Here is a 24,988-nt window from a genome sequence, read left to right on the forward strand (position 1 = left end):
TCGCTGGTGGAACTGGTGGAATTAAACCGCATAAAAACCGACAGGCCATCTGAAAATATTTCAACTTGCTTTTTTTGCCTTATCCTCATCAAACTGATAAACTACTGATTCTATTTAACTTGAGGCATACATCTTACTATGAAAGACGCGGAGCAGAGCATTTTTACCCGATGCCTTTCGTGTATGTGCCCCATTCAGGCAGCCTGACTTTTGTCGGGTTGCCTTTTGTTATGATGAAAAAAGGACAATAAGCATTATGGATTTCAGTTGGTTAGCCGAACCGAATACATGGTTGGGCTTTGCAACGCTGCTGGTTCTCGAAGTCGTGCTCGGCATCGATAATCTGGTTTTCGTGGCGATTTTGGCTAATAAAGTCAAGCCCGCCCTGCGCGATAAAGCGCGGATTACCGGCCTGATATTGGCCGTACTGATGCGTTTGGTAATGCTGGGTTTTATGGCGCACATCATCACGCTGACCAAACCGTGGTTTCACATCAACAACATGAGTGTGTCGGGCAAAGACTTGATTATGCTTATCGGCGGTTTGTTCCTGCTGTACAAAGCCACCACCGAGCTGCACGAGCGGATTGAAGGCCATAATCAGTTTACGATTGCCGACACCCATAAAAAACATTCGCTGTTTTGGGGTGTTGTCTTACAAATAATTGTTTTAGATGCCGTTTTCTCCATTGATGCCGTGATTACCGCCGTGGCGATGGTTGACCATATCATTGTGGCGATGGCTGCGGTTGTTGTGGCGATGACCATCATGATTATGGCCAGCAAACCGCTTACCGATTTTGTGGCCAAGCATCCTACCGTCGTAATGCTGTGTTTGGGCTTCCTGCTGATGATCGGTTTCAGCCTGATTGCCGAAGCCTTCCACTTCCAGATTCCCAAAGGCTATCTCTATGCCGCTATCGGTTTTTCCATCCTTATCGAAGCGTTCAACCAAATTTCGCAGCGCAATGCCCGCAAAAACGACTACATCAGCAGTTCGTGGCGCAAACGCACGGCCGATAACGTGCTGGGTATGATGGGCATCCGCGAAACCGTTTTGGCGCAGTCCGGCAACAAAGCCGAAGACGTTTCCCACTTTGAGGAAAACGAAAAATCCATGATACGCAGCGTGCTCACGCTGGCAGAGCGTCCGATTTTAGGCGTGATGATTCCGCGCCGCGACATCGAACGCTTGGACATTTCGCAAAGCAAAGAAGAGCAATACGCCCAACTGCAAAACACGCCATACAGCCGCCTGCTGGTGGTCGGCAAAGCGGGCGTGGACGAGCCGCTGGGTTATATCAATAAAAAAGACCTGCTCGCCCAATTGCTTGACGAAGGCGAAATGAACATTCAGGCGGCCCTGCGGCAACCGTTGGTATTGCCAGACAGCACTACCGCACTGGCCGCTATCGAGCTTTTCCGTAAAAACAGTGCCGATTATGCACTGGTGGTAGATGAATTCGGCGCAGTACTCGGCATGGCAACCATGAAAGACATGCTGGAAACCATCGCCGGCGAATTCCCCGAAGAATTCGAACGCGAAGAAGAACCCACCCTGCAAGCGCATGCAGACGAAAGCCTGACGGTAGACGGTGCGCTGGAATATGTCGAATTGGCTCCGCAACTGAATTTGCCGCCACAGGAAGAAGATGCCGATTTCCACACCGTTGCCGGTTTGATTATGGAAGAGTTGCAAAGCATTCCCGACGTCGGCGATTTTGCCGACTTCCACGGCTGGCGTTTTGAAGTGATTGAAAAAGAAGGGCAGCGCATCGAACGGGTAAAGATTACCAAGCTGCCGGAAGAATAGGTTTCTACATATTTAAAAGGCCGTCTGAAATATATTCAGACGGCCTTTCTTACTTACATAAACAAATTTGCCACCGAGCCTACCAGCACGATAATGCCCCGTACAAAAGGCATCATGATGGAGCCCAACACGCCCGTCATCAACAGCAGCAAAATCACCCAAGTGCCGTAAGGTTCGATTTTACGAAACTGCATGGATGCACGCGCAGAGAGGAAGCTGTCGACAAAACGCCCGCCGTCCAACGGCAGAATCGGAATCATGTTCAACACAAACAGCACGGCATTAATCAGCACGCCATATTTGGCCATTTCCGTCAACGGATATTGGAACGCCTCGGGCACATGCGGTGCCAATGCCACCGCCAGACCCCAACCGAAAGCCATGGCCAGATTGGACAAGGGGCCGGCAATCGCCACTGTTCTCATGCCCATACGCAAATCGCGGAAATTACGCGCCATAATCGGCACCGGCTTTGCCCAGCCGAACAAAAACGGTGTAAACAAAAACATCAACAGCGGCACAACAACCGTGCCCAGCAGATCGATATGTGCAATCGGATTAAGCGTGAGTCTGCCGAGTTGCTCGGCGGTGTGGTCGCCCCAATAGCGCGCTGCATAACCGTGTGCCGCTTCATGAACGGTAATCGCCAGCAACACCGGCAACAAGGCCAATAAAAATACGCCTAAATCAAAATTTTGAAACATGTTTTTCCTTTTTGAGTGTGGTGTGAAGCCGTTTGAAAATTTCAGACGGCCTGAGTGTTCATAACAGGCTTATCGCCATTTATTAATAATGCTTGTGAATTGGTAAGCGGGCAAAGAGGCAAATGTGCATATTGCTTCTTAATGATTCGGGTGATTTCCGCAAAAGGTTCTTCCCCGTCATGCGGCAGCGGGCAAACATCCAATACGCCCAAACCATGCTGTGTATCGTATTCGGCTTTGCCCACTTCATCCATTTCTCGCACGTAAGACAAATTACCCGCCAAAATCATGCTGCCTGCCGATTCGCCGATATAAGGCTTGCCGGAAGCAATCAAAGCCGCCAACACCTTATCTGCCTGCTTCAGCCGCAACTGTGCCAACAAATAAAAAGTATTGCCGCCGCTTACATAGATATAGTGGTTATGTTGCAATTTTCGAGCAATTTCTTCCGCTCTTAATGCCGCTATATCAATTTCGTCAATTTCTACGCCCCAAGCGCGCCAAACCTGACGGGCTTCTTCTACATAGAAATCCACGGTTTCCACATCCGCAGCCGTCGAGATGAAACTGACCGTTTTTCCTTGCATCGGTTCACTGAGAAACGGCGGTAACAAGGAAAACGTTTGTGCAAAATAAGAAGTTAAAAATAATTTCATGGTCTGTCTTTCTATCCGTTACCTGACTTAGTAGCCGGAAAACAGATACCGGTTCAGTCCTATTGCACAATAATTACAACTTCGTAGGGCGGGCATCTCTACCCGCCATCCAACTTATTTTATTAAGTTCTCGGCGGGCGGGAATGCCCGCCCTACATTTTCAGACGGCCTCGTTATAAACCGAACAACGCTATATCGCCTTTTCCTTCGCGAATCAGTTCCACGCCGTCGGTCATGTCGATGACTGAGGTCGGTTCGGTACCGCACCAACCGCCGTCGATCACTAAGTCTACGGAATGCTCCAAACGGTCGCGGATTTCATACGGATCGGTCAGAGGTTCGTCGTCTTCCGGCAGCATCAGTGTACAGCTCAACAGCGGTTCGCCCAATTCTGCCAGCAACGCCAACGCGATTTTGTTGTCGGGTACGCGCAGGCCGATGGTTTTGCGTTTGGGGTGCAACGTGCGGTTCGGCACTTCTTTGGTGGCCTGCAAAATAAAGGTGTAGCTGCCCGGTGTAGCGGCTTTAAGTTGGCGGAACTGGCCGTTATCCACTTTGGCATAAGTGCCCAGCTCGCTTAAATCGGCACACATCAGGGTTAGATGGTGCTTCAGATCAATTTGGCGGATACGCAGAATGCGCTCCATAGCTTCTTTGTCACCCAAATGGCAACCAAGCGCGTAACAAGAATCGGTAGGGTAAGCAACTACGCCTCCTTTTCTGATGATTTCCACCGCCTGCTTAATCAACCGCTCCTGCGGGTTGTCGGGGTGGATGACGAAAAACTGTGCCATATAGTGTTCCTTACTCGTTTTTATATTCGAATATATTTTATAAATTAGAATTATATAATGAATAAAGGCCGTCTGAATGCATTCAGACGGCCTTTATTATGTGTCAGCCCGAATTTTAATGGCGGCGGGGATTACAGCCTTTGAAAACAATTTCCTGACCGGGTGAAGTAATCATGATTGATTTAGAGCGGTGGTTGGCCCGAGTCATGTAGTCGGTGCTCAATTTGAAGTTGTCTTCATCACCGAAAATGGTATCTACATTGTCCGAGCGGTCCAAGTTAATTGGCATGTAGCGGGTTTTACCGTTTACATAAGCCGAAGCATACACAGGCAGGTTTTGTTTGTTGAAGCCGTAAGTTACTTTAACTCTTTTACCTTGTTGGCAGGTATAGTTGACTGAAGATTTTCTCACTGCAGGACCGGCATCAGCATGAGCAACACCGGCAACCAATGTAGCAGCCACCAATAACGCAGTAGATAAGATTTTCATATTTTTTCTTTCATTAAATTAAGATATCCGGCACAGCCTACTGTCTCAAAAAACAGACAGCGCATGCACAAAACGCATTATAAGTTTGTTCGGTTTTATAGAAAGACGGCCAAGTGTAATATTAAGTAAGATAAAAACAAGCTATTGATATTAATAATAAATTTTAAAAATCCCACTGTATTGGAAGCTGTTTTTATGTTGCAAACCGCCCTCATCAACGCCGTTTTCAAACCTTCCGAAAAGAGGCCGTAAAACAGCAAAACGGCTACACCGGTTTGAATTGCAGCCACACCGGCCGGCAGATTTCCGGCAACTCGGGGCACACACCCAATATCCCACCGCTGTAATCGTTGGCACGGTGGAAATCACTGCCTGCGCTGGACAACAAACTGTAGCGTTGCGCCAACAGAGCATAATTCAAACGGTCGTTTTTATCGCAATTGCCGCTGTGTACTTCAATGCCCTGCCCGCCCAACGCTTTGAATTCTTCAAACAAATTGCGCTTGGCCGTGGCCGAAAAGCCGTAGCGCATCGGATGGGCAATCACCGCGATACCGCCTGCGCCGTTAATCATGTTCACACAATCTGCCAACGTCGCCCATTCGTGCGGCACGGAAGCGGGTTTGCCATCGCCCAGATATTTGGTAAATGCCTGTTGCTTGTTGCGCACATGACCTTCGTTAATCAAAAATTCGGCAACATGGGTACGGCTGACCATTTCGGGATTTACTGCCAATGCCAACGCACCTTCATACGCGCCGCCTATACCCTTCTTTTCCAGCTTCGCAGCGATAGCCTCCAAACGTTTCAGACGGCCTTTGCGTACTTCCGCCAGCAGGTTTTGCAGCGGTTCGTTGTGTTCATCGAAATCCAGCCCAACGATATGTATCGTACGCTTGCGCCATGTTACGGAAACTTCCACGCCATTAATAAAACGCATGCCGAGCTTTTCCGCTTCGGCACGCGCTTCGGCCAATCCACCGGTATGGTCGTGGTCGGTCAACGCCAGCATGATGCAGCCGTTGGCATGCGCCAAACGCACAACTTCGGCGGGGCTTAACAGGCCGTCTGAAATATTGGAGTGGCAATGGAGGTCTATCATGACAATACTTTCAGACGGCCTCATCTTCAGAACCTTCTTTCAGGCCGTCTGAAAAGGTATCGGCTTTTGCGGCCGATTGTTCCCGACGGATTTTCTGCTGCTCGTCGTATTTGGCTTTTTCATTCCAATAAATGGTTTGGATGCAGGCATCGCCGCAATCGCTGCCGCAGCATTCCCATGATTCGGGGCGCACCGGCTCGGGGAGCAGGTCTTCCGGTTTAAGCTTCGGGGTCATAGCCGTCTACCACTTCGAGAATGGCACCGTTGAATTCGATGATGTCGCCGCCGCGGATTTTGGCCGTTTTGCGGGTTTCGGTTGCGCCGTTGCGCAACACTTCTCCTGCGGCAATGGCTGTTTTCGCCTGCCCGCCGCTGTCGGTAAGGCCGGCGAGTTTCAAGAGATCGCATAAGGCGATGTATTCGTTGTCTTCCAAATAAACAGTTGCTTGCATGGTTTTTATGTTATGGTGTGAAGGGCGTATATTTTACGCTAAAACAAGATGTTCTAAACAATTTTAAAATAAACTATCAATTTTTTATTTTCAATTTAAAATAACTAAAATCTATCGGAATCATAGTTTTAATAGCTTAAATCTTAGTGTATAGTCCGCTCCATAGATTAAAGCAAATGAACGGGAGGGTTGCTGCAATACCCGATTGAACCGAGATTCGCTGCTTCACGCTAACAAACACATACACATCATTTTTCAATAACCGCTGACATTACTTAAGGAGCACAAACCATGTCCAAATGTCCCGTAACCCATTTAACCATGAATAACGGCGCGCCCGTTGTCGATAACCAAAACAGCCTCACCGCCGGCCCGCGCGGCCCCTTGTTGGCGCAAGATTTGTGGCTGAACGAAAAACTGGCCAACTTCGTGCGCGAAGTGATTCCTGAGCGTCGTATGCACGCCAAAGGTTCCGGCGCGTTCGGTACGTTCACCGTAACCAACGACATCACCAAATACACCCGCGCGGCCATTTTCAGCAAAGTCGGCAAAAAAACCGAAATGTTTGCCCGCTTCACTACCGTAGCCGGTGAGCGCGGCGCGGCCGATGCCGAGCGCGACATCCGCGGTTTCGCCTTGAAGTTCTACACCGAAGAAGGCAACTGGGATATGGTGGGTAACAACACGCCGGTATTCTTCCTGCGCGACCCGCGTAAATTCCCCGATTTGAACAAAGCGGTTAAACGCGACCCGCGCACCAATATGCGTTCCGCCACCAACAACTGGGATTTCTGGACGCTGCTGCCCGAAGCCTTCCACCAAGTAACCGTTGTGATGAGCGACCGCGGTATTCCTGCTTCTTACCGCCACATGCACGGCTTCGGTTCGCACACTTACAGCTTCTGGAACGAAGCGGGCGAGCGTTTCTGGGTGAAATTCCACTTCCGCACCCAACAAGGCATTAAAAACCTGACCAACGAAGAAGCCGCCGCCATCATCGCCAACGACCGCGAAAGCCATCAGCGCGACCTGTACGAGTCTATCGAGAAAGGCGATTTCCCGAAATGGACCATGTATGTACAAATCATGCCCGAAGCCGATGCCGAAAAAGTGCCTTACCATCCGTTTGACCTGACCAAAGTATGGCCGAAAAAAGACTATCCGCTGATCGAAGTGGGCGAGTTCGAGTTGAACCGCAACCCTGAAAACTTCTTCGCCGATGTCGAGCAGTCTGCCTTCGCACCGAGCAACTTGGTTCCCGGCATCAGCGTATCGCCCGACCGCATGTTGCAAGCCCGCTTGTTCAACTATGCCGATGCACAACGCTACCGCTTGGGCGTAAACCACAACCAAATTCCGGTAAACGCACCGCGCTGCCCCGTACACAGCAACGCCCGCGACGGTTACGGCCGCGTTGACGGCAACTACGGCAGCACCCTGCACTACGAGCCGAACAGCTTCGGCCAATGGCAAGAGCAAGCCCAATACGCCGAACCGCCTTTGAAAATCAACGGTGATGCGGCACATTGGAACTACCGTGAAGACGACGCGGATTACTTCAGCCAACCGCGCGCGCTGTTCAACCTGATGAGCTGCGAACAAAAAGAAACCTTGTTCAAAAACACCGCCGCCGGCATGGGTGATGCGCTGGACTTCATCAAATACCGCCACATCCGCAACTGCTACGCTTGCGACCCGGCTTACGGCGAAGGCGTTGCCAACGCTCTGGGCATGACTGTGGCCGACGCGATGGCTGCCTACAAAACCGACCCGGCCATGGGCCAACCCGGTTTGCTGGACTTCAGCGACTACAAAGCATAAGCCGTTGCACAGTTTGAAACCTTATTGAGTTAAGGTTGATTGGAAAGGCCGTCTGAAAAGTATATTTTCAGACGGCCTTTGGTTTTTGAATATCAATTAAGTAGGGCGGGCATCCTTGCCCGCCTTTCTCCTCAACAATGCCCAACGGCGGGCAAGGATGCCCGCCCTACGCAGGCCGTCTGAAAACTTGCCGACAGGCTTTTCAGACGGCCTCTGTTTCTGCATTCGCGAATATTTGGATTCCGTGCCGGTTGGCAAATGCAGATGATGCATCCGCTCTGTTACAAATCAAACCGTTGCACACCAGTCCAAGCAAACCCCAACCGTAGGGCGGGCATCCCTGCCCGTCTTTCTCCCCAACAATGCCCAACGGCGGGCAAGGATGCCCGCCCTACGCAGGCCGTCTGAAAATATACTTTTCAGACGGCCTCTTTGTATACATTGGTTTTAGACAATGAGATTTAGGGCGTTATCAGACATTCATCATAAATATGGAAGCAAATAAGTGTGTTTGCGTGATAAAGGCATAAGTTTCCGGCATATATGATTATGCCTGATAGATGGTAGAGGTTGTGTAAGCCCCGTGTTTTCAAGCGAGATGACATTGCTCACATTTTTAAGAAGTTTGTGTAATTTCTTTTCATTTGTTAAACAATGCTTGAAATTTATTTTCATATAACTAATTTTGAGCTAAATTTTCCCTAATAAAATTCTCTCCCTGTCGGAAATAACGGTTTTATTCATTGCTTCCGATACGTCTTTTCTCATAGCGATATATAAAAATAAAAGCTTATATAGCAAGCAATTCAATGTTCAGCTGTTGTCGGCTGTAAAAATCAAATATCAAAAAACAATAAATACAAATCATGTTATGGCTCGGGGAGCTGAAATCGGCAGACCCCGCTAATCTTTACTCAATAGATTTAAAGTAGTTTTATTTTATCAATCCGCCCGGGTAAGTAGTTTTATTAGAAACGGTGATGGTTTCTATATCGACGGCTTGGAGCGGCGGACCACATTCGATTTTTTATCGTGAAGTGTTTTCAGACGGCCTCGTCTGGCGGCATTTCTTTTGCTCCGGCTTGTTGCGCCCGCGCGTTTGGCAGACCGGCCGGGGAGCTGTTACTTATATTTTTAATATTTTCATACCAACACAGAAAAAAGAGAGGTTTAAGATGAATACATCCTATCAAGTGATTTTTGAAAACAACGAGCGCTGGGCTGAAGAGAAAAAACGCCAAGACCCGCATTATTTTGAAAAGTTGGCAGAAACACAAATGCCCGAATATCTGTATATCGGCTGTTCCGACAGCCGTGTGGCCGCCGAAGAACTGATGGGCTTGGAGCCGGGTAAAGTATTTGTGCACCGCAACGTGGCCAATCTGGTTAACGGCATTGATTTGAATGCTTCTTCTGCCATTCAATATGCCGTTACCCATTTGAAAGTGAAGCATATTATTGTGTGCGGCCACTACAACTGCGGCGGTGTCCGTGCGGCCATGCTGCCTCAAGATTACGGTTTGATGAACCCGTGGTTACGCGGTATCCGTGATGTGTACCGTATCCATCAGGAAGAGCTGGATCAAATTGAAAACGAAGACGACCGCTACAACCGTTTGGTTGAGTTGAACATTCAGGAACAATGCCTCAACGTGATCAAAATGCCCTGCGTGCAAGAGCGTTATGCCGAAGGCGGTTTGCCTGTCGTACACGGTTGGGTGTTTGATTTGCGTACAGGCCGTCTGAAAGATTTGAACATCGATTTGACTTCTATTGTGAACGACATCCATAAAATTTACGACTTGACCGACAGTCAATGGGCAGTCAATTCGGAAATCGAAAATATGAAAAAAGTAGCCAACGGCTGATAATCATTTCATCACACAACACACACTGATAGTACAAATAAACTTATTTTTGATGCAAGGCGGCAGCCGCAGGGCCGTATGGGCGGTGCCGCAAGGCGCAGCAACGAGGCAGCAGAAATAAAGCTGATTTGCACCAGTTAGGAATATTGGGAGTATTTTTATTTATGGATTCTATTAACAAACAAGGGGCGGGCGGCCTGCTGAAATCCAATTTTGCATCCGGCCTTGTGGTTTTTTTGGTCGCTTTGCCGTTGTGTATGGGCATCGCCCTGGCTTCCGGAGCGCCGCCTTTGTCGGGCATCATTTCCGGTATCGTCGGCGGTATCGTAGTCGGCTTTTTAAGTACATCGCACATCAGCGTATCCGGCCCCGCCGCCGGTTTGGCCGCCATCATTTTGGCCGCCGTAACACAACTCGGTTCGTTTGAACTCTTTCTCTGCGCCGCTTTGGTAGCCGGCATTCTGCAACTGGCTTTGGGCTTTTTACGGGCGGGCAGTATCGCCGAATATATTCCGGCATCGGTCATCGAAGGCATGCTGGCAGGTATCGGCATCATCATTATTGCCAAGCAGCTGCCTTATGCGCTCGGCACCGGCGGCAGCATTACGGATGCGGACATTTTCAGCAACATCCACATGGGTTCCCTGTTGGTAGCGGCGGTGTCTATGGCCATTCTTATCGGCTGGGACAGCGTATCTGCACTGAAAAAAATCAAAGTATTGCCTGCCGCCCTGATTGCCGTGGCTGCCGGTATTGTGATGAACCAGATTTTTATCGCCACCGGAAGCAGCTTGGCAATTCCGGCCGGCCAATTGGTACAGCTGCCCATTCCGCAAACTGCCGCCGAATTTGCCAATCTGATTACTTTCCCTGATTTTTCGGGTTTTACCAACAGTTATGTATGGATAACCGGTATTACCATTGCCATCGTAGCTTCTATCGAAACCTTGTTGTGTATCGAAGCATCAGACCGCTTGGACACCCGCCGCCGTATCACCGACACCAATCAGGAACTGCGCGCCCAAGGCATAGGCAATATCGCCTGCGCGTTAATCGGCGGCTTACCGATGACTTCCGTTATCGTGCGTTCTTCAGCCAATGCCGATGCAGGTGCCACGCATAAATTGTCTGCGATTATCCACGGTGTTTTACTGCTGGTGTGCGTGCTGGCGATTCCGGTTGTGCTGAACAAAATTCCGCTGGCTACGCTGGCCGCCGTATTGCTGCTGGTAGGTTACAAACTTGCCAAGCCCGCTACCATCATGCATTTCTGGCACAAAGGGCTGTATCAGTTTATTCCGTTTATCGCCACCATGATTGCCGTGGTATCGCTCGACCTGCTCAAAGGTGTGGGCATCGGCTTGGCTATCAGCGTATTCTTCATTTTGCAGGCCAACATGAAACGCGCCTACTACCTCAACCGCGAGGAATTGGCCAATGCCGAAGAAATCACGCTGGATTTGGCTGAAGAAGTGTCGTTCCTCAATAAGGCGGCCATTAAGAAAACCCTGAAAAACGTGCGCCCGCATTCGAAGATTACAATTAATGCCGAACGCTCTTCCTATATCGCCAGCGACGTTTTGGAGCTGATTGAAGACTTTGCCAACATCTTCGCCAAAGAACACGACATCGACGTGATTCTGAAAGGTTTCAAACCGCAATACGACGAAGAAGGCAGCAACTACCATTCACATGTGCGTGTCGCCCATAGAAGCACGATTTAAACATGAAAAGCCGTAAGCTGCTTGACGTTTGAAGAGGCCGTCTGAAAAGCATTTTTCAGACGGCCTCTTCCCATTCACTTCATTCTGCTAAACAGCTATAAACTCTCCCGCAATTTGGAATACCCCAACGCACACAAAAACAGCGCCGCCTGCAACAAAATAATCACCGGCCCTGTGGCGGCATCGAGGTGGTAGCTCAGTATCGTGCCGGCCAAACCGGTGATAACGGAGCACGCCACCACGATAACCATCATGCGGTCGAAACGGTGGGTCAGCAGGGAGGCGGTGATGCCGGGCGAAATCAGCATGGCAATCACCAACACCACGCCCGCCACCTGTATCGCGCTGATGATGGTCAGCGCCAGCAGAATCAGCAGCCCGTAGTGGAGAACGCGGGGCGGCAAGCCGACGATGCGTGCTTGTACGGGGTCGAAACAATACAGCATCAAATCCCTTTTTTTCAGCATCACCACCACGAAGACGATGGTGCAGATAATCAGCGTGCGGATCAGCTCTTCATAGCTCACGCCGAGGATGTTGCCGAACAAAATATGCGTAAGGTGCTGATCGGTTTCCACTTTGGTAAACAAAACCAAACCGAAAGCAAACATGCCCGAAAACACGATGCCCATCACCGTATCTTCTTTCAGACGGCTGTTGTTTTTCAGATAGCCCACACCCACGGCGCAGGCCAGCCCGGAAACGAATGCGCCCACCACCAGCGGAATGCCGGTAACGAAGGCAACAATGATGCCGGGCAGCACGGCATGGGAAATGGCATCACCCATCAGCGACCAGCCTTTCAGCACCAGATAGCAGGACAAAATGCCGCACACCACCGATACGATCAGCGCGGTAAACAGCGCATATTGCATAAAAGGCAGAGACAGCGGCTCGACAAACCAATTGATGATGTCAGACATGTTCCGCTTCTCCTTGTGCCGCAACGGCTTGTTTCTGTTTCAGCAATCCGTATTTGGGCGCGAAGATAAAGGCCAGCAGAAAGAGCGCCGTTTGCAGGCAGACGATGATGCCGCCGGTGGCACCGTCGAGAAAATAGCTGGCATACGCGCCGATGCCGCCGGTAAAAAAGCCCAACGCTACGGCGATGCCCACCAGCTTGCTGAATTTGTCGGTGAGCAGATAAGCGGTGGCACCCGGGGTAATCACCATGGCAATCACCAGCACCGCGCCCACGGTTTGCAGCGCGGCCACCACGCAGGCGCTGAGCAGGGTGAAAAACAGGATTTTATAGCGCAGCGGCGACAAACCCACGGCAACGGCCTGTGTTTCGTCGAAAAACACCAGCAGCAGGTTTTTCCAAAACAGCAATAAAAAAGCCAAACACACCGCCATGATGATGCCTACCTGAAAAACATCTTCGTCGGCAATCCCTAAAATATTGCCCAACACGATTTCCTGCACGTTGACGGCGGTGGGATTGATGGAAACGATAAACAGGCCGAGCGCGAAAAACGTGGTGAAAATAAAGCCGATGATGGCATCTTCCTTCAATTTGCTTACCGCTTTGATCCACAAAATCGCCAAGGCCGCCAAGATGCCCGAGATAAAAGCCCCCACCGAATAAGGCAGGGAGAGCGAATAAGTGATGGCCACGCCGGGCACCACCGAATGCGACAAGGCATCGCCGATTAACGACCAGCCTTTGAGCATCAGATAAGCCGACAAAAACGCACATATCCCACCCACGGCGGCGCTGATGACCACGGCTTTGACCATATACTCGTAAGCGAGCGGCTCCAGTAATACGTCCAGCATGGTTCAGCCCTCTTTGCCGTTTTCCGTCGGCGTTTGCCCGGCTTCTTCGTCGCGGCTGCCGGCATATTTCGCCGCCGACGCGGGCGGGTCGATTTTGGTTTTGCCGTAGAACACGGCCGGACGCTCGTCGTCGGTCAATACCGTTACGGCGCGTTTGTCTTCATCTTCATGCAGATCGCTGCCGGCAAGCTGGAAGTGGCGCAACACGCCGCCGAAAGCATGTTCGAGATTATGTTGGTTGAACGTCGATTCGGTTGTGCCCGCTGCCAGCACGGTGCGGTTGATCATCACTACGCGGTCGCAAAAGTCGGGCACAACGCCCAGATTGTGTGTCGATACCAAAATCAGACGGCCTTCCGCACGCAACTGGCCGAGAAGATCCATAATCATGTTTTCGGTTTTTACGTCCACGCCCGTAAACGGTTCGTCCAGCAGAATCACCTTACTGTCTTGCGCCAACGCGCGGGCAAGGAAAACGCGTTTTTTCTGGCCGCCGGAAAGTTCGCCAATTTGCCGTTCGGCAAGATGGGCGATGTCGACGCGTTCCATGGCCGTCTGAACTTGCTGCTTATCCGTTTTACTCGGAATGCGCAGCATATTCATATAGCCGTAACGCCCCTGCATCACCACATCGTAAACCGAAACGGGAAACTGCCAATCCACTTCTTCACTCTGCGGCACATAAGATACGAGATTGCTTTGCAGCGCCTTGGCGATGGGCAGCCCGCACAGGCGGATATCGCCTTTGCGCGGCTTGAGCAAACCCATCAGGCTTTTGAACAAAGTGGATTTGCCGCTGCCGTTCACGCCCACCAGCGCACAGGTCATGCCGCCTTCCAAATCCAGCGAAAAGTCATAAATGGCCGTGTGGCCGTTGTTGTAGCGCACGGTAACGTCGTTAACGTGAATCGAAGCAGCGTTGGCAAGCATCATTATTTTCCGAATCCTTTGACAATCGTTGATACCGTCGTATTCAGCAGGTCGGCATAAGTCGGCACCGGGCCGTTTTTGGCGGAAAGCGAATCCACATACAATACGCCGCCGTATTTGGCACCGGTTTCCTTAGCCACCTGCTGCATCGGCTTGGGCGAAATGGTACTTTCGCTAAACACTACCGGAATTTTGTTTTTGCGCACCACCTCGATTACTTTGCGCACTTGCTGCGGCGTGCCTTGCTGCTCGGCATTAATCGGCCACAAATACACTTCTTTGAAGCCATAGTCCTTCGCCAGATAGCTGAACGCACCTTCGCTGCTTACCAAGAAACGCTGGTTTTGCGGCACCTGCATCAGTTTGGCGCGCAAAGGTTTGTCGAGCTGTTTGATTTTGCTGCTGTATGCCGCCGCATTTTTGGCGTACACCGCCGCATTTTTCGGGTCGTGTTTCGCCAAAGCGTTTTTGATGTTTTCGATATAAACCAAAGCATTGCTGGTCGACATCCAAGCATGGGGATTGGGCGTATCTTTATAAGGCCCTTCGTGAATCGACATCGGCGTGATGCCTTTGGTTACCACCACCGCCGGTTTGTTTTTCACATTTTGGAAGAAGCGTTCAAACCAGCGTTCCAGATTCAAACCGTTCCACAACACCAAATCGGCCGACTGCGCTTTAGCGATATCCTGCGGCGTGGGCTGATAATCGTGAATTTCCGCTCCCGGTTTGGTAATCGACTCCACCGTGGCCGCATCGCCTGCTACGTTTTGCGCGATGTCCTGAATCACGGTAAACGTAGTTACTACTTTAAATTTCGCATAAGCGGGTGATACTGCCAAAACGGTTAAAAACAAACATGTTGCTGTAACTAAACGACGCATAATAGATTCTCCTGCCAATATGAATAGAATAATTAAGCAGCAGACGGATAAAGCGTATCTGCCAACCGTTTTCATATTATCAATAATGAGAACTATTTTCAACAATAGCATAAATCATACAGCTATCCGATTAACAAAAGCTATCAACTGATTAGCCGTATGTTCTCCGCTTCGCACTCAAACCGCATAAACAAACCGCTAAACCGTTATTCCCCATACAGAAAAACAGCAGGCAGGGTTATAATCCTTTTCATCTCGATATAAAAAAGGAACCCTGCCATGCAATTCTCCGCTTTCGGCCAAAAATTCACCCGCAACAGCGGCATTCTGCAATTGATGGACGATTTGGGCAAAGCGCTCAACAGCGACAAACCCGTCAACATGCTCGGCGGCGGCAATCCTGCGCGTATCGGCGAAATCAACCGCGTTTACAGGCAAGTGCTGCAAGAGTTGGTCGATAACGAAGCCGCCGTAGAAAGCATAGGAAACTATTCCACCCCGCAGGGCGATGCCGGTTTGATCAATACGCTGGTCGAGTTTTTCAACCGCGAATACGGCTGGGGCATCACGGCCGACAATATCGTCTTAACCAACGGTTCGCAAAACGCCTTTTTCTATCTCTTCAACCTCTTCGGCGGACGCTTCGACGAAAACGGCGGCAGCACCGACAAATCCATCCTGCTGCCGCTCGCGCCCGAATACGTCGGCTATGCCGATGCACATGTAGAAGGCAAACATTTCATCTCCGTCGCGCCGCATATCGAAGAAGTCGAGCACGAAGGCGAGAGCGGCTTCTACAAATACCGCGTCGATTTCGAAGCACTGGAAAACCTGCCCGAACTGAAAGCCGGCAAAATCGGCGCCATCTGCTGCTCGCGCCCCACCAACCCCACCGGCAACGTCCTCACCGACGACGAAATGGCGCGTCTCGACAAGCTGGCGCAAGAGCACAGCATTCCGTTGATTATCGACAACGCTTACGGCATGCCTTTCCCCAACATCATTTACAGCAAAGCCACCCTGACTTGGCACGACAATATCATTCTCTGCTTCAGCTTATCCAAAATCGGCCTGCCCGGCGTGCGCACCGGCATCATCGTCGCCAGCCCTGAAGTCGTGAAAGCCGTTACCGCCTTGAACGCAATTGTGAACCTTGCGCCTACCCGCTTCGGTGCCGCCGTCGCCACGCCGCTGCTGCGCGACGGCCGTCTGAAAACCCTCTCCGATACCGTGGTGCAGCCGTTTTACCGCAAGCAGGCCGCCCTCGCCGTGTCGCTGCTGAAAAAAGAGCTGGCCGGCTATCCGATGAAAATCCACAAACCCGAAGGCGCGATTTTCCTGTGGCTGTGGTTTGAAGGGCTGCCGGTTTCCTCGCAAACCCTCTACGAACGCCTGAAAGCCGCCGGCACGCTGATTATTCCGAGCGAACACTTCTTCGTCGGCCTCGATACCGCCAACTACCGCCATGCCCACGAATGTATCCGCATGAGCATCGCGCAAGACGAAGAAACCCTGCGCAAAGGCATCGCCGCCATCGGCGAAACCGTGCGGGCGGTTTACGACGAAGCACGCTGAAATTTTTTTGCGCATAGGTGGGAGGCCGTCTGAAAAATATTGTTCAGACGGCCTTTTTCCGTTTCCTAATTTTCCACTAACTCTTTGCTTTTAATATATAGTCGGAAAACCGGCCGGCGGCACACAGCAAGAAACCGCAAACGGCGCGGATATCCGGTTTTCCGGCCATGCACCGCCTCTCGGCGAAATTCCATTTAAGGAGTAACCATGATCACCACACGCAAAATTTTCAACGGCATAGCGTTTCTCGCCGCTTTGTCGGTTGTCGGCGGTGCGCTTATCGCCGCCTTCTCTTTCGGCTTGTTCGCCCCCGTTTCAGGTAAAGAAGCGGCTGCCAACGCCGTGGCGCAAACCGGCGGTTACGCCAAAGAAGTGGAGTTTGAATACGACTACCACACCGGCGGCCGTTACGAAGTGGAAGTGTTGGCCGACGGTTTGAAGCACAAAGTTATCGTTGATGCCGACGACGGCAAAGTCTTAGGCGTTCACACCAAAGGCCACAAAAAATACCACTATCACAGCAATAATATGCCGGTGCAAATGTAAGCCCGCATAAGCGGCACCACACCTTAGAGGCCGTCTGAAAAACCGTTTGCCGTTTTTCAGACGGCCTCAAGACCTTTTCAAAACCCTCAGATGTGGATGCAGTTCAAGGCGTAGCAGCACAGCGAGTGCAGACATATCACACGATAGGCAAACGAGCGAGCAGCGCACAACGCAGAAATGCGCCGCAGATGAGGGTTTTGCAAAGGTCTCGGCCTAATTCTTGCCCCAAACCCTGCTACAATACGCCTTTATTTCCGCCGCACATTTTCCCGCCATGACCGATCCCATCTACATCCCCCTGCGCCTGCACACCGAATTTTCGATTACCGACGGCACGGTGCGCATCAAAGATGCCGTGAAAAAAGCCGTTTCAGACGGCCTGCCTGCGCTGGGCGTGAGCGATTTGATGAACATGTTCGGCTTGGTGAAATTCTACAAAGCCTGCCGCGGCGCGGGCATCAAGCCGGTAGCGGCGGCGGACGTGTGGATTGAAAACCCCGCCGCGCCCGACAAACCTTTCCGCGCCATGCTGATTGTAAAAAACGACAGCGGCTACCTGCGCCTGAGCGAACTGCTCACCGCCGCCTATGTGGGCAAAGACCGCAACGTCGATCATGCCGAACTGCGGCAGGCGTGGCTGGCCGAGGGCGACAACAGCGGCCTGATTTGCTTATCGGGCGCGCATTACGGCGAAGTGGGTGTCAACCTGATCAACGGCCACCCCGACGCAGCCAAAGCGGCGGCGCAGAAATACGCGGCGTGGTTTCCCAATGCGTTTTATCTCGAACTGCAACGCCTGCCCGAACGCCCGCAATGGGAAACTTCGGTATCCGGCAGCTTGGAAATCGCCGCGGAATTGGATTTGCCCGTAGTCGCCACCCATCCGACCCAGTTTCTCAACCAAGAAGACTTCAGCGCCCACGAAGCGCGGGTGTGCATTGCCGGCGGCTGGGTGCTGGCCGACAAAAAACGCCCGCACGAATTCACGCCGAGCCAATATTTCGCCTCGCCGGAGCAGATGGCGGAGCGGTTCGCCGACCTGCCCGAAGCGCTGCAAAACACGGTGGAAATCGCCAAACGCTGCAACCTCACGCTCACGCTGGGCAAAAACTTTTTGCCGCTGTTCCCCACGCCTGACGGCATGTCGCTCGACGATTATCTGACCCAACTTTCCAACGAGGGCCTGCAAGAGCGCATGATGCAGCTTTACCCCGACGAAGCGGAACGCGCCGAAAAAATGCCCGAATATCAGGCGCGTTTGGATTTTGAATTGGGCATCATCATCCAAATGGGCTTTCCGGGCTATTTCCTCATCGTACAAGACTTCATCAACTGGGCGAAAAACAACGGCTGCCCCGTGGGGCCGGGGCGCGGTTCGGGCGCAGGCTCGCTGGTGGCCTACGCGCTGAAAATCACCGACCTCGACCCGCTGAAATACGCGCTGCTGTTCGAGCGGTTCTTAAACCCCGAACGCGTTTCCATGCCCGACTTCGATATCGACTTCTGCCAAAGCAACCGCGGCCGCGTGATTGAATATGTGCGCGAAAAATACGGTGCCGATGCCGTGAGCCAGATTGTTACCTTCGGCACCATGTCGTCGAAAGCCGTCATCCGCGACGTGGGCCGCGTGCTGGAACTGCCGTTCGGCCTGTGCGACCGCTTGTCGAAACTGATTCCGCTCGAAGCCAACCGCCCCGTGAGCTTGGACAAAGCGATGGAAATGGAGCCGGAAATCAAAGAGCTGATTGAAAGCGAAGGTGCGGAAGATTTGATGGTGCTGGCGAAAAAGCTGGAAGACCTCACGCGCGGCCTCGGCATGCACGCGGGCGGCGTGTTGATCGCGCCGGGCAAAATTTCCGACTTCAGCCCCGTGTATCAGGCCGACGAATCCGCCTCGCCCGTGTCGATGTACGACAAAGGCGACGTAGAAGACGTGGGCTTGGTGAAATTCGACTTCTTGGGCTTGCGCAACCTCACCATTATCGAAATGGCGCAGGAAAACATTAAAAACACCGTCGGCGAAGAAATCGACGTGAACACCATTCCGCTCGACGACCAAGCCGCCTACAAAATTTTCCGCGATGCCAACACCACCGCCGTTTTCCAGTTTGAATCGACCGGCATGAAAAAAATGCTGAAAACGGCGCACACCACCAAATTTGAAGAGTTGATCGCCTTCGTATCGCTCTACCGCCCCGGCCCGATGGACAACATTCCCGATTTCGTCGCCCGTATGAAAGGGCAGGCGTTTGAATACATCCACCCGTTGCTGGAGCCGGTGCTGGAGCCTACTTACGGCATCATGGTTTACCAAGAGCAGGTGATGCAGGCCGCGCAGGTGATCGGCGGCTACTCGCTCGGCGGTGCGGACTTGCTGCGCCGCGCCATGGGTAAGAAAAAACCCGAAGAAATGGTGAAACACCGCGAAATCTTCGCCAAAGGCGCGGAAGAAAAAAACATTTCCCGCGAAAAAGCCGACGAAATTTTCGACTACATGGAAAAATTCGCCGGCTACGGCTTCAACAAATCGCACGCCGCCGCCTACGCGCTGATTTCCTACCAAACCGCATGGCTGAAAGCCCATTATCCCGCCGAATTCATGGCCGCCACCATGTCGAGCGAGTTGGACAACACCGACCAGCTCAAACATTTCTACGACGACGCACGCGCCAACGGCATTTCGTTCCTGCCGCCCGACATCAACGAATCGGATTACCTGTTCACGCCGAATAACCAAAAACAAATCCGCTACGCCCTCGGTGCCGTCAAAGGCGTGGGCGAAGGCGCGGTCGAAGCCATCATGCAGGCACGCAAAGAGAGCGGCAAATTCAAAGACCTGCTCGATTTCTGCGAACGCGTCGACAAAGCCCACCTCAACAAACGCACGGTGGAATCGCTGATACGCGCCGGCGCGTTCGACAACCTCAACCCCAACCGCGCCATGCTGATCGCCAATATCGACTTAGCCATCAGCAACGCCGAACAAAAAGCCGCCAACGCCAATCAGGGCGGGCTGTTCGACTTCGTAGAAGATGCCATCGAACCCGTGCAGATGGAAGAAACCCCCGCGTGGAGCGAATCGGAAAAACTCGCCGAAGAAAAACAAGTGCTCGGCTTCTACCTTTCCGGCCACCCCTTCGGCCCCTACGCCGAAGAAGTGCGCCAAATCGCCCCCACCCGCCTAAGCCGTCTGAAACCGCAAGACAACGTGCGCGTGGCCGGCTTTACCACCGCCGTGCGCACCATGATGGGCAAACGCGGCAAAATCGCCTTTGCCACGCTCGAAGACCAAAGCGGCCAAGTGGAAGTGATGATTACCGGCCCCGTGCTGGAAGAAAGCGCAGGCCGTCTGAAAGCCGACCAAGTGCTGATTATGGAATGCAAAATCAGCCGTGACGATTACAGCGGCGGCGATGCCCTGCGCATCATGGCCAATCAAGTGATGACCCTGCAAACCGCCCGCGAACGCTACGCCCGCAGCCTGAGCCTGAGCCTCAAACCCGAACACGACATCCCCGCCTTAGTGGCACTGCTGAACGCCCACCGCCTGCCCGACACCGGCCACATCCCGTTGCGCCTCTCATACAGCAACGCCGCAGCCGCCGGCGACTTGCAGATTCCGCCCAAATGGACGGTAACGCCGAGCGCGGAACTCTTCGGCAAACTGGAAACCCTTTTAGGCGGACGCTCCGTGCGGGTGAATTGGTAAGATTTGGGGGGGAAGATGGAGAAGGCCGTCTGAAAAACCGTTTGTAGTGATAAAATGGTTTTTCAGACGGCCTTTTATTGACGACAGCCCCGTAGGATGGGCATCCCTGCCCGCCTCTCCCTCCCAACAATGCCCAACGGCGGGCAAGGATGCCGCCCTACGCAGGCCGTCTGAAAACTTGCCGACAAACCTTTCAGACGGCCTCTGTTTCTGCATTCGCGAATATTTAGATTCCCTGCCGGTCGGCAAATTCAAATGATGAATCCGCTCTGTTCCAAACCAAACCGTTTCACACCAGCCCAAGCAAACCCCAACCGTAGGGCGGGCATCCCTGCCCGCCTCTCCCTCCCAACAATGCCTAACGGCGGGCAAGGATGCCCGCCCTACGCAGGCCGTCTGAAAACTTGCCGACAAGCCTTTCAGACGGCCTCTGTTTCTGTATGCACGAACATTTGGATTCCGTGCCGGTTGACAAATGCAGATGATGCACCCGCCCTGTTTCAAACCGAACCGTTTCAGACCAACCAAGCAAACCCCAACCGTAGGGCGGGCATCCCTGCCCGCCTTTCCTCCCAACAATGCCTAACGGCGGGCAGGGATGCGCGCCCTACCCGTGAAGAGGCCGTCTGAAAATCTACCAACGTGCTTTTCAGACGGCCTCTTTACATATTCGCCATGTCTATTCGGCATTCAAGTTCTGCAACAAAGGCCGCAGCAAGTCTTCAATCAGATTCAAAAACAGCGGCGTTTCTATGGGGTCGGTGCCGCCGAACACCAGCGCCACTTCGGTATAGCTTTTCTGGCCGGTGTTTTCTTTATTGCCGAGATATTCTTTATAGGCTCTGGAAAGGGCTTTTCCGCCCTCTCCGGTTTTATGCCATTCTTCGGCGGCGGCAAGGCTGGTTTTGGCGAAAAAGGGCAGCGGGCGGGCTTGGCCGAGCCGGTAGTATTCGAGCCACTTTTCCAAGAGTTCGCAAGCGGTTTGTCGGGGGATTTCGGGTAAGGTTTGGGGGTTGCCGGGCAGAAGCAGATGGGTGGCGCGGCAGTCGGTTTCAGACGGCCCCACGGCGCAGAAAATGAGGTGCTCGAGCATGCGGGCGATGCGGTCGGGGGCGGAGGGTGTTTTGTTTAAAAAATAAATCTGCCCGTGCCGGTAGAGGTTGTTGAGGCTGCCTTCGAGCGTGCCGTTTTCCAAAACGAGGGTGTAGGCGCGGGCAGGCAGTTTGGGGCTGCATACGAGTTCGCCGTCCAGCGATTTGGCATCGGTTTGATATCGGTTTTGCCACAATGTGCCGAGCTCGCCCGCGGGGAAAAGGCTGGCGGCTTGCAGGCGGCGGGCGGTTTGCCGGAAATCTTCGCGGTTGCGGCGGGCGGCGGTGTAGGCGGCGACGATGGCTTCCGGCTGCTGCGGTTCGAAAGGTTCGGCGGATTCCCATGCGCCGTCGCGGTAGGGTTCGCGCCAGCCGAGGGTGTGTTGCAGCCATGCGCGCACGGGGTTGCGCCAGAAAGCGATGAATTCGTGGTGGCCGATCATTTGCGGCCCGGTGGGGTCGGAGGCGTTGCCGAGCGGTTCGCTGAAAAACGGGGCGGTTTCGGCGGCGGGGGCGTTGAGGGCGGCGGCATAGTCTTTGCGGGAACTGATAAGGCCGTCTGAAAAGGCTTGCAGGGTGAAATAGCGGTGCGAGAAGGCTTGCAGGGGCTGCTGTTTCACCCATTGTTGGTGCAGGTCTTTGCTGCGCGTGCCGGTCATGGCGGCAACGGTGTCGATGAGTTCGTTGAGCAGGGCGGAAGGGGCGAGCGGTTCGTCGCTGTGGATGCTGCGCCCTACATAAGACAGATAGAGGATTTCGCGCGCGCTGATGATGGCTTCGAGGAAAAGGTAGCGGTCGTCGTCGCGGCGGGCGCGGTCGCCTTTTTGCGGGTGTTTGGCAATCAGGTCGAAGGCGGCGGCTTTGGTGTTGCGCGGGAAATTGCCGTCGTTCAGCCCGAGCAGGCAGATCACTTTGAACGGCAGGCTGCGCATGGGCACCATGCTGCAAAAGGTGATGCCGCCGCGTAGAAATCCGGCTTGGCTTTCGCTGTCGAGAAAGCGGCCGAGATGGCGGATAACGGTGTGTCGGGGCAGTTTGCCGCCGAAGCGGGCGAGCGCGGCTTCTTCCTGCCAGCGGGCAAGTGCCTGTTCGAGCTGTTGCAGGGCGTGTTGGTCGTCGCTGCCCGTGGCGAAAAGGTCGGCGAGCAGCCGGCGCACGCGTTCCGTCCATTCTTCTATGCCTGCGGGCTGCTGCCAGCGGCGGGCGGTGTCGGCCAGCGTGCGCACGAATGCGGCGAAGCGGCTGAACACGGCGGTTTGGTTGGGGTCGCCGTGCCATGCGCTGATGTTGCGCCACAAGGGGTTGCCGCTTTCGGGCAGCAGCCAGCCGAGCACGAGGCGTTCCAAGCCTTGCTGCCATGTGAAGAGGTTGTCGCTGCGGCCGCGCATGGTGCCGTCCAAGCCCCAATGTACGTTGAGTTGGGCGATGGTGTCGTGCAACAGCGGCAAGTCTTCGCGGCTGAGGCTGAAGCGGTCGAGCACGAGGCCGTTGTCCAACAGCGGCAGCAGGCGGTTTACTTCAAAGCGGCTTTCGAGCAGTGCGAGGGTTTGTTCGAGCGCATAGAGCAAGGGCTGGCGGCGGCTGAGTTTCACGTCGGAAACGGAATACGGCAATGCCTGCACGCCGTCTTGCGCCTGCCCGAACACAGCTTCGAGAAAGGGACTGTAAGGTTCGATGTTCGGGGTGAGTACGGCGATGTCGTGCGGCTGCCAATCGGGGTGTTCGGCAAGAATGTTCAGCAGTTGGTCTTTCAACACCTGCAATTCGCGCAAAGGGCTGTGGGCGGAAACCACGCGGACGGAGCCGTCGTCCAACATGGCTTTGTTTGTTTTTTCAGACGGCAGGGTCAGGGTTTGGATGTCGTACTGCAAACGGTGCAGCAAAGTAGGCTCGGAGGCCGTCTGAACGCTGTCCATGTCGGTGAAATAGTTGCGCTCTTCGGCGATCTGCGCTTCGGCAAGCGCGTCGAAAAAATCGCGCCCTTGTTTGCCCAGCGAGGCAAGCAGCGGGTGGCCGCTTTGCGAAAGGTCGATGTCGTCTTCGCTTTGCAGAATCTGCGCGGCTTCGATAACGTTGCCCCAGTATTCGCTGCTGGGATTGAGGGCGAAAATGTGTACGTCGCAATGCTCTGCCAGCGCCTGCAACAGTTGCAGATACATCGGTGCCATGGTTGCGATGCCGAACACGAAAAAGCGTTCGGGCAGTTTGTCGGCGCTCAATGCGTCGAGCAGTTGCCGCCACAAGGCCACGCGGTGGGGGGCGGTTTGCCGGCCGTCGTCGAGATAACGCCACAACTGCGCCTGCCAGATTTCGTCGCCGCCCAATCCCGCCAGCCCGCCGGCCTGCCAAGTGTTGATCCATTGCGGGCGGTAAACCAGATATTGGTCGAAAATATCGGCAAGCTGCCCCGCCAACTGATAGGCCGCCGATTCGCCGCTGCCGAGATAGCCGTGCAGCGCCGAGCGTGCCGCTTCGTATTCGGAGGCCGTCTGAAAAACGGGGCTTTGAAACAAATCGAGCAGCCGCCAGCGCATCACTTCGGGCGCAAACGGGCTGAGGGCGGGAATATCGGGAATCAGCCCGCACATCAGCCGCCAAGTCAAACCGGCGGGCAGGCTGAAATGCAGGTTGGCCGCCACGCCTAATTCGCGCGCGAGATACGTGTTCAGATAACGGCGCATGCCTTGGCTTTGCACCACAATCTGCTCTGCTGCCAGCGGGTTTTGCAGCGGGGCGAGTTGTTGCAGTCGGGTGAAAATGGCGGCGAGGTTTTCAAGGCGGTTGGATTGGTAAAGATAAAGCATGGTGGCTTTGGCGGTGTGGACGGATAGCGGGATTATGAATGAAGAGAGGCCGTCTGAAAACCGCAACGGCAGTTTGTGCAACCGTTTTTTCAGACGGCCTGCCGAACATACGGGAGGCCGTCTGAAAGGCGGAAAGATATGGCCGATAAACTTGCCTTGCTACAGCGTTGCCGCGCCCCAGCTTGAGGAGAATGATTTTGCAAGCCGCCCAACGGCAACGGAATCGGCTGCATGCTGCTTGTGCCG

At 53.3% G+C, this 24,988-nt stretch carries 22 protein-coding genes and 1 pseudogene; 8 read left to right on the top strand and 15 right to left on the bottom strand.

Going from position 1 to position 24,988, the window contains the following annotated elements:
- Positions 1-256 precede the first annotated feature (256 nt).
- Positions 257-1,813, top strand: coding sequence for a TerC family protein (locus Q0X97_RS10125; RefSeq protein WP_302067334.1), 1,557 nt, complete (start codon positions 257-259; stop codon positions 1,811-1,813).
- 53 nt (positions 1,814-1,866) lie between these two features.
- Here the strand turns inward: Q0X97_RS10125 and Q0X97_RS10130 are convergent, their stop codons facing one another.
- The 7 genes from Q0X97_RS10130 to Q0X97_RS10160 form a co-directional block, all read right to left on the bottom strand.
- Positions 1,867-2,517 carry a site-2 protease family protein gene (locus Q0X97_RS10130; RefSeq protein ID WP_302067335.1) on the bottom strand — a complete coding sequence of 217 codons (651 nt, stop codon included), beginning with the start codon at positions 2,515-2,517 and terminating at the stop codon, positions 1,867-1,869.
- Positions 2,518-2,558: 41 nt separating this feature from the next.
- Positions 2,559-3,173, bottom strand: coding sequence for a Type 1 glutamine amidotransferase-like domain-containing protein (locus Q0X97_RS10135; protein WP_302067727.1), 615 nt, complete (start codon positions 3,171-3,173; stop codon positions 2,559-2,561).
- A 173-nt stretch (positions 3,174-3,346) separates the two neighbouring features.
- Complete coding sequence (locus tag Q0X97_RS10140) at positions 3,347-3,967, bottom strand: L-threonylcarbamoyladenylate synthase (protein ID WP_302067338.1); 621 nt, start codon at positions 3,965-3,967, stop codon at positions 3,347-3,349.
- A 115-nt stretch (positions 3,968-4,082) separates the two neighbouring features.
- Entirely contained in the window at positions 4,083-4,457 is a 375-nt protein-coding gene (locus Q0X97_RS10145) for an adhesin (protein ID WP_302067340.1), read from the bottom strand.
- 265 nt (positions 4,458-4,722) lie between these two features.
- Complete coding sequence (locus tag Q0X97_RS10150) at positions 4,723-5,559, bottom strand: PHP domain-containing protein (RefSeq protein WP_302067341.1); 837 nt, start codon at positions 5,557-5,559, stop codon at positions 4,723-4,725.
- A 10-nt stretch (positions 5,560-5,569) separates the two neighbouring features.
- Positions 5,570-5,794 carry a hypothetical protein gene (locus Q0X97_RS10155; protein WP_302067342.1) on the bottom strand — a complete coding sequence of 75 codons (225 nt, stop codon included), beginning with the start codon at positions 5,792-5,794 and terminating at the stop codon, positions 5,570-5,572.
- The gene (locus Q0X97_RS10160) at positions 5,778-6,011 is read right to left on the bottom strand and encodes an RNA-binding S4 domain-containing protein (protein WP_302067344.1); all 234 of its coding nucleotides are present in this window, start codon (positions 6,009-6,011) and stop codon (positions 5,778-5,780) included. The genes Q0X97_RS10155 and Q0X97_RS10160 overlap by 17 nt, the downstream gene beginning before the upstream one ends.
- Positions 6,012-6,302: 291 nt before the next feature.
- Here Q0X97_RS10160 and Q0X97_RS10165 point away from each other — a divergent pair, with 291 nt between their 5' ends.
- Positions 6,303-7,832: a catalase gene (locus tag Q0X97_RS10165; protein ID WP_302067345.1), complete on the top strand. Its 1,530-nt coding sequence runs from the start codon at positions 6,303-6,305 to the stop codon at positions 7,830-7,832.
- 96 nt (positions 7,833-7,928) lie between these two features.
- Here the strand turns inward: Q0X97_RS10165 and Q0X97_RS10170 are convergent, their stop codons facing one another.
- Entirely contained in the window at positions 7,929-8,105 is a 177-nt protein-coding gene (locus Q0X97_RS10170) for a hypothetical protein (protein WP_302067346.1), read from the bottom strand.
- 902 nt (positions 8,106-9,007) lie between these two features.
- On the opposite strand from Q0X97_RS10170, the gene Q0X97_RS10175 reads away from it, so the two are divergent.
- Both Q0X97_RS10175 and Q0X97_RS10180 read left to right on the top strand, forming a co-directional pair.
- Positions 9,008-9,700 (top strand): carbonic anhydrase, encoded by a 693-nt coding sequence (locus Q0X97_RS10175; RefSeq protein WP_302067347.1) that lies wholly within the window; start codon positions 9,008-9,010, stop codon positions 9,698-9,700.
- Positions 9,701-9,864: 164 nt separating this feature from the next.
- The gene (locus Q0X97_RS10180; protein WP_302067348.1) at positions 9,865-11,424 is read left to right on the top strand and encodes a SulP family inorganic anion transporter; all 1,560 of its coding nucleotides are present in this window, start codon (positions 9,865-9,867) and stop codon (positions 11,422-11,424) included.
- A gap of 95 nt (positions 11,425-11,519) precedes the next feature.
- Here the strand turns inward: Q0X97_RS10180 and Q0X97_RS10185 are convergent, their stop codons facing one another.
- Genes Q0X97_RS10185 through Q0X97_RS10200 form a run of 4 tightly spaced genes read right to left on the bottom strand, consistent with a single transcriptional unit; the run spans position 11,520 to position 15,017 of the window.
- Positions 11,520-12,347: a metal ABC transporter permease gene (locus Q0X97_RS10185; RefSeq protein ID WP_302067349.1), complete on the bottom strand. Its 828-nt coding sequence runs from the start codon at positions 12,345-12,347 to the stop codon at positions 11,520-11,522.
- Positions 12,340-13,203, bottom strand: a complete 864-nt coding sequence (locus tag Q0X97_RS10190) for a metal ABC transporter permease (RefSeq protein ID WP_009116391.1) — start codon at positions 13,201-13,203, stop codon at positions 12,340-12,342. Before Q0X97_RS10190 ends, Q0X97_RS10185 begins: the two co-directional genes overlap by 8 nt.
- A gap of 3 nt (positions 13,204-13,206) precedes the next feature.
- The gene (locus tag Q0X97_RS10195; RefSeq protein WP_302067350.1) at positions 13,207-14,136 is read right to left on the bottom strand and encodes an ATP-binding cassette domain-containing protein; all 930 of its coding nucleotides are present in this window, start codon (positions 14,134-14,136) and stop codon (positions 13,207-13,209) included.
- Entirely contained in the window at positions 14,136-15,017 is an 882-nt protein-coding gene (locus Q0X97_RS10200; RefSeq protein WP_302067351.1) for a metal ABC transporter substrate-binding protein, read from the bottom strand. Before Q0X97_RS10200 ends, Q0X97_RS10195 begins: the two co-directional genes overlap by 1 nt.
- 279 nt (positions 15,018-15,296) lie before the next feature.
- On the opposite strand from Q0X97_RS10200, the gene Q0X97_RS10205 reads away from it, so the two are divergent.
- Both Q0X97_RS10205 and Q0X97_RS10210 read left to right on the top strand, forming a co-directional pair.
- On the top strand, positions 15,297-16,592 hold the full coding sequence (locus tag Q0X97_RS10205; RefSeq protein ID WP_302067352.1) for a valine--pyruvate transaminase: 1,296 nt from the start codon (positions 15,297-15,299) through the stop codon (positions 16,590-16,592).
- 207 nt (positions 16,593-16,799) lie between these two features.
- Positions 16,800-17,138, top strand: coding sequence for a PepSY domain-containing protein (locus Q0X97_RS10210; RefSeq protein ID WP_302067353.1), 339 nt, complete (start codon positions 16,800-16,802; stop codon positions 17,136-17,138).
- A 66-nt stretch (positions 17,139-17,204) separates the two neighbouring features.
- Here the strand turns inward: Q0X97_RS10210 and Q0X97_RS10215 are convergent.
- A pseudogene (locus Q0X97_RS10215) lies at positions 17,205-17,341 on the bottom strand (lipoprotein signal peptidase).
- Between the two features lie 71 nt (positions 17,342-17,412).
- Here Q0X97_RS10215 and dnaE point away from each other — a divergent pair.
- Positions 17,413-20,847, top strand: coding sequence for a DNA polymerase III subunit alpha (dnaE, locus tag Q0X97_RS10220; RefSeq protein WP_302067390.1), 3,435 nt, complete (start codon positions 17,413-17,415; stop codon positions 20,845-20,847).
- Here dnaE and Q0X97_RS10225 read toward each other — a convergent pair.
- Positions 20,815-21,102, bottom strand: a complete 288-nt coding sequence (locus Q0X97_RS10225) for a hypothetical protein (RefSeq protein ID WP_302067354.1) — start codon at positions 21,100-21,102, stop codon at positions 20,815-20,817. The genes dnaE and Q0X97_RS10225 overlap by 33 nt on opposite strands.
- Here Q0X97_RS10225 and Q0X97_RS10230 point away from each other — a divergent pair, their 5' ends adjacent.
- Positions 21,103-21,477 carry a hypothetical protein gene (locus tag Q0X97_RS10230; RefSeq protein ID WP_302067355.1) on the top strand — a complete coding sequence of 125 codons (375 nt, stop codon included), beginning with the start codon at positions 21,103-21,105 and terminating at the stop codon, positions 21,475-21,477.
- A 49-nt stretch (positions 21,478-21,526) separates the two neighbouring features.
- On the opposite strand, the gene recC is transcribed toward Q0X97_RS10230, so the two are convergent.
- On the bottom strand, positions 21,527-24,742 hold the full coding sequence (recC, locus tag Q0X97_RS10235) for an exodeoxyribonuclease V subunit gamma (protein WP_302067391.1): 3,216 nt from the start codon (positions 24,740-24,742) through the stop codon (positions 21,527-21,529).
- Between the last annotated feature and the right edge of the window lie 246 nt (positions 24,743-24,988).

Source organism: Neisseria sp. MVDL19-042950, from assembly GCF_030504625.1.
Classification (GTDB): Bacteria; Pseudomonadota; Gammaproteobacteria; order Burkholderiales; family Neisseriaceae; genus Neisseria.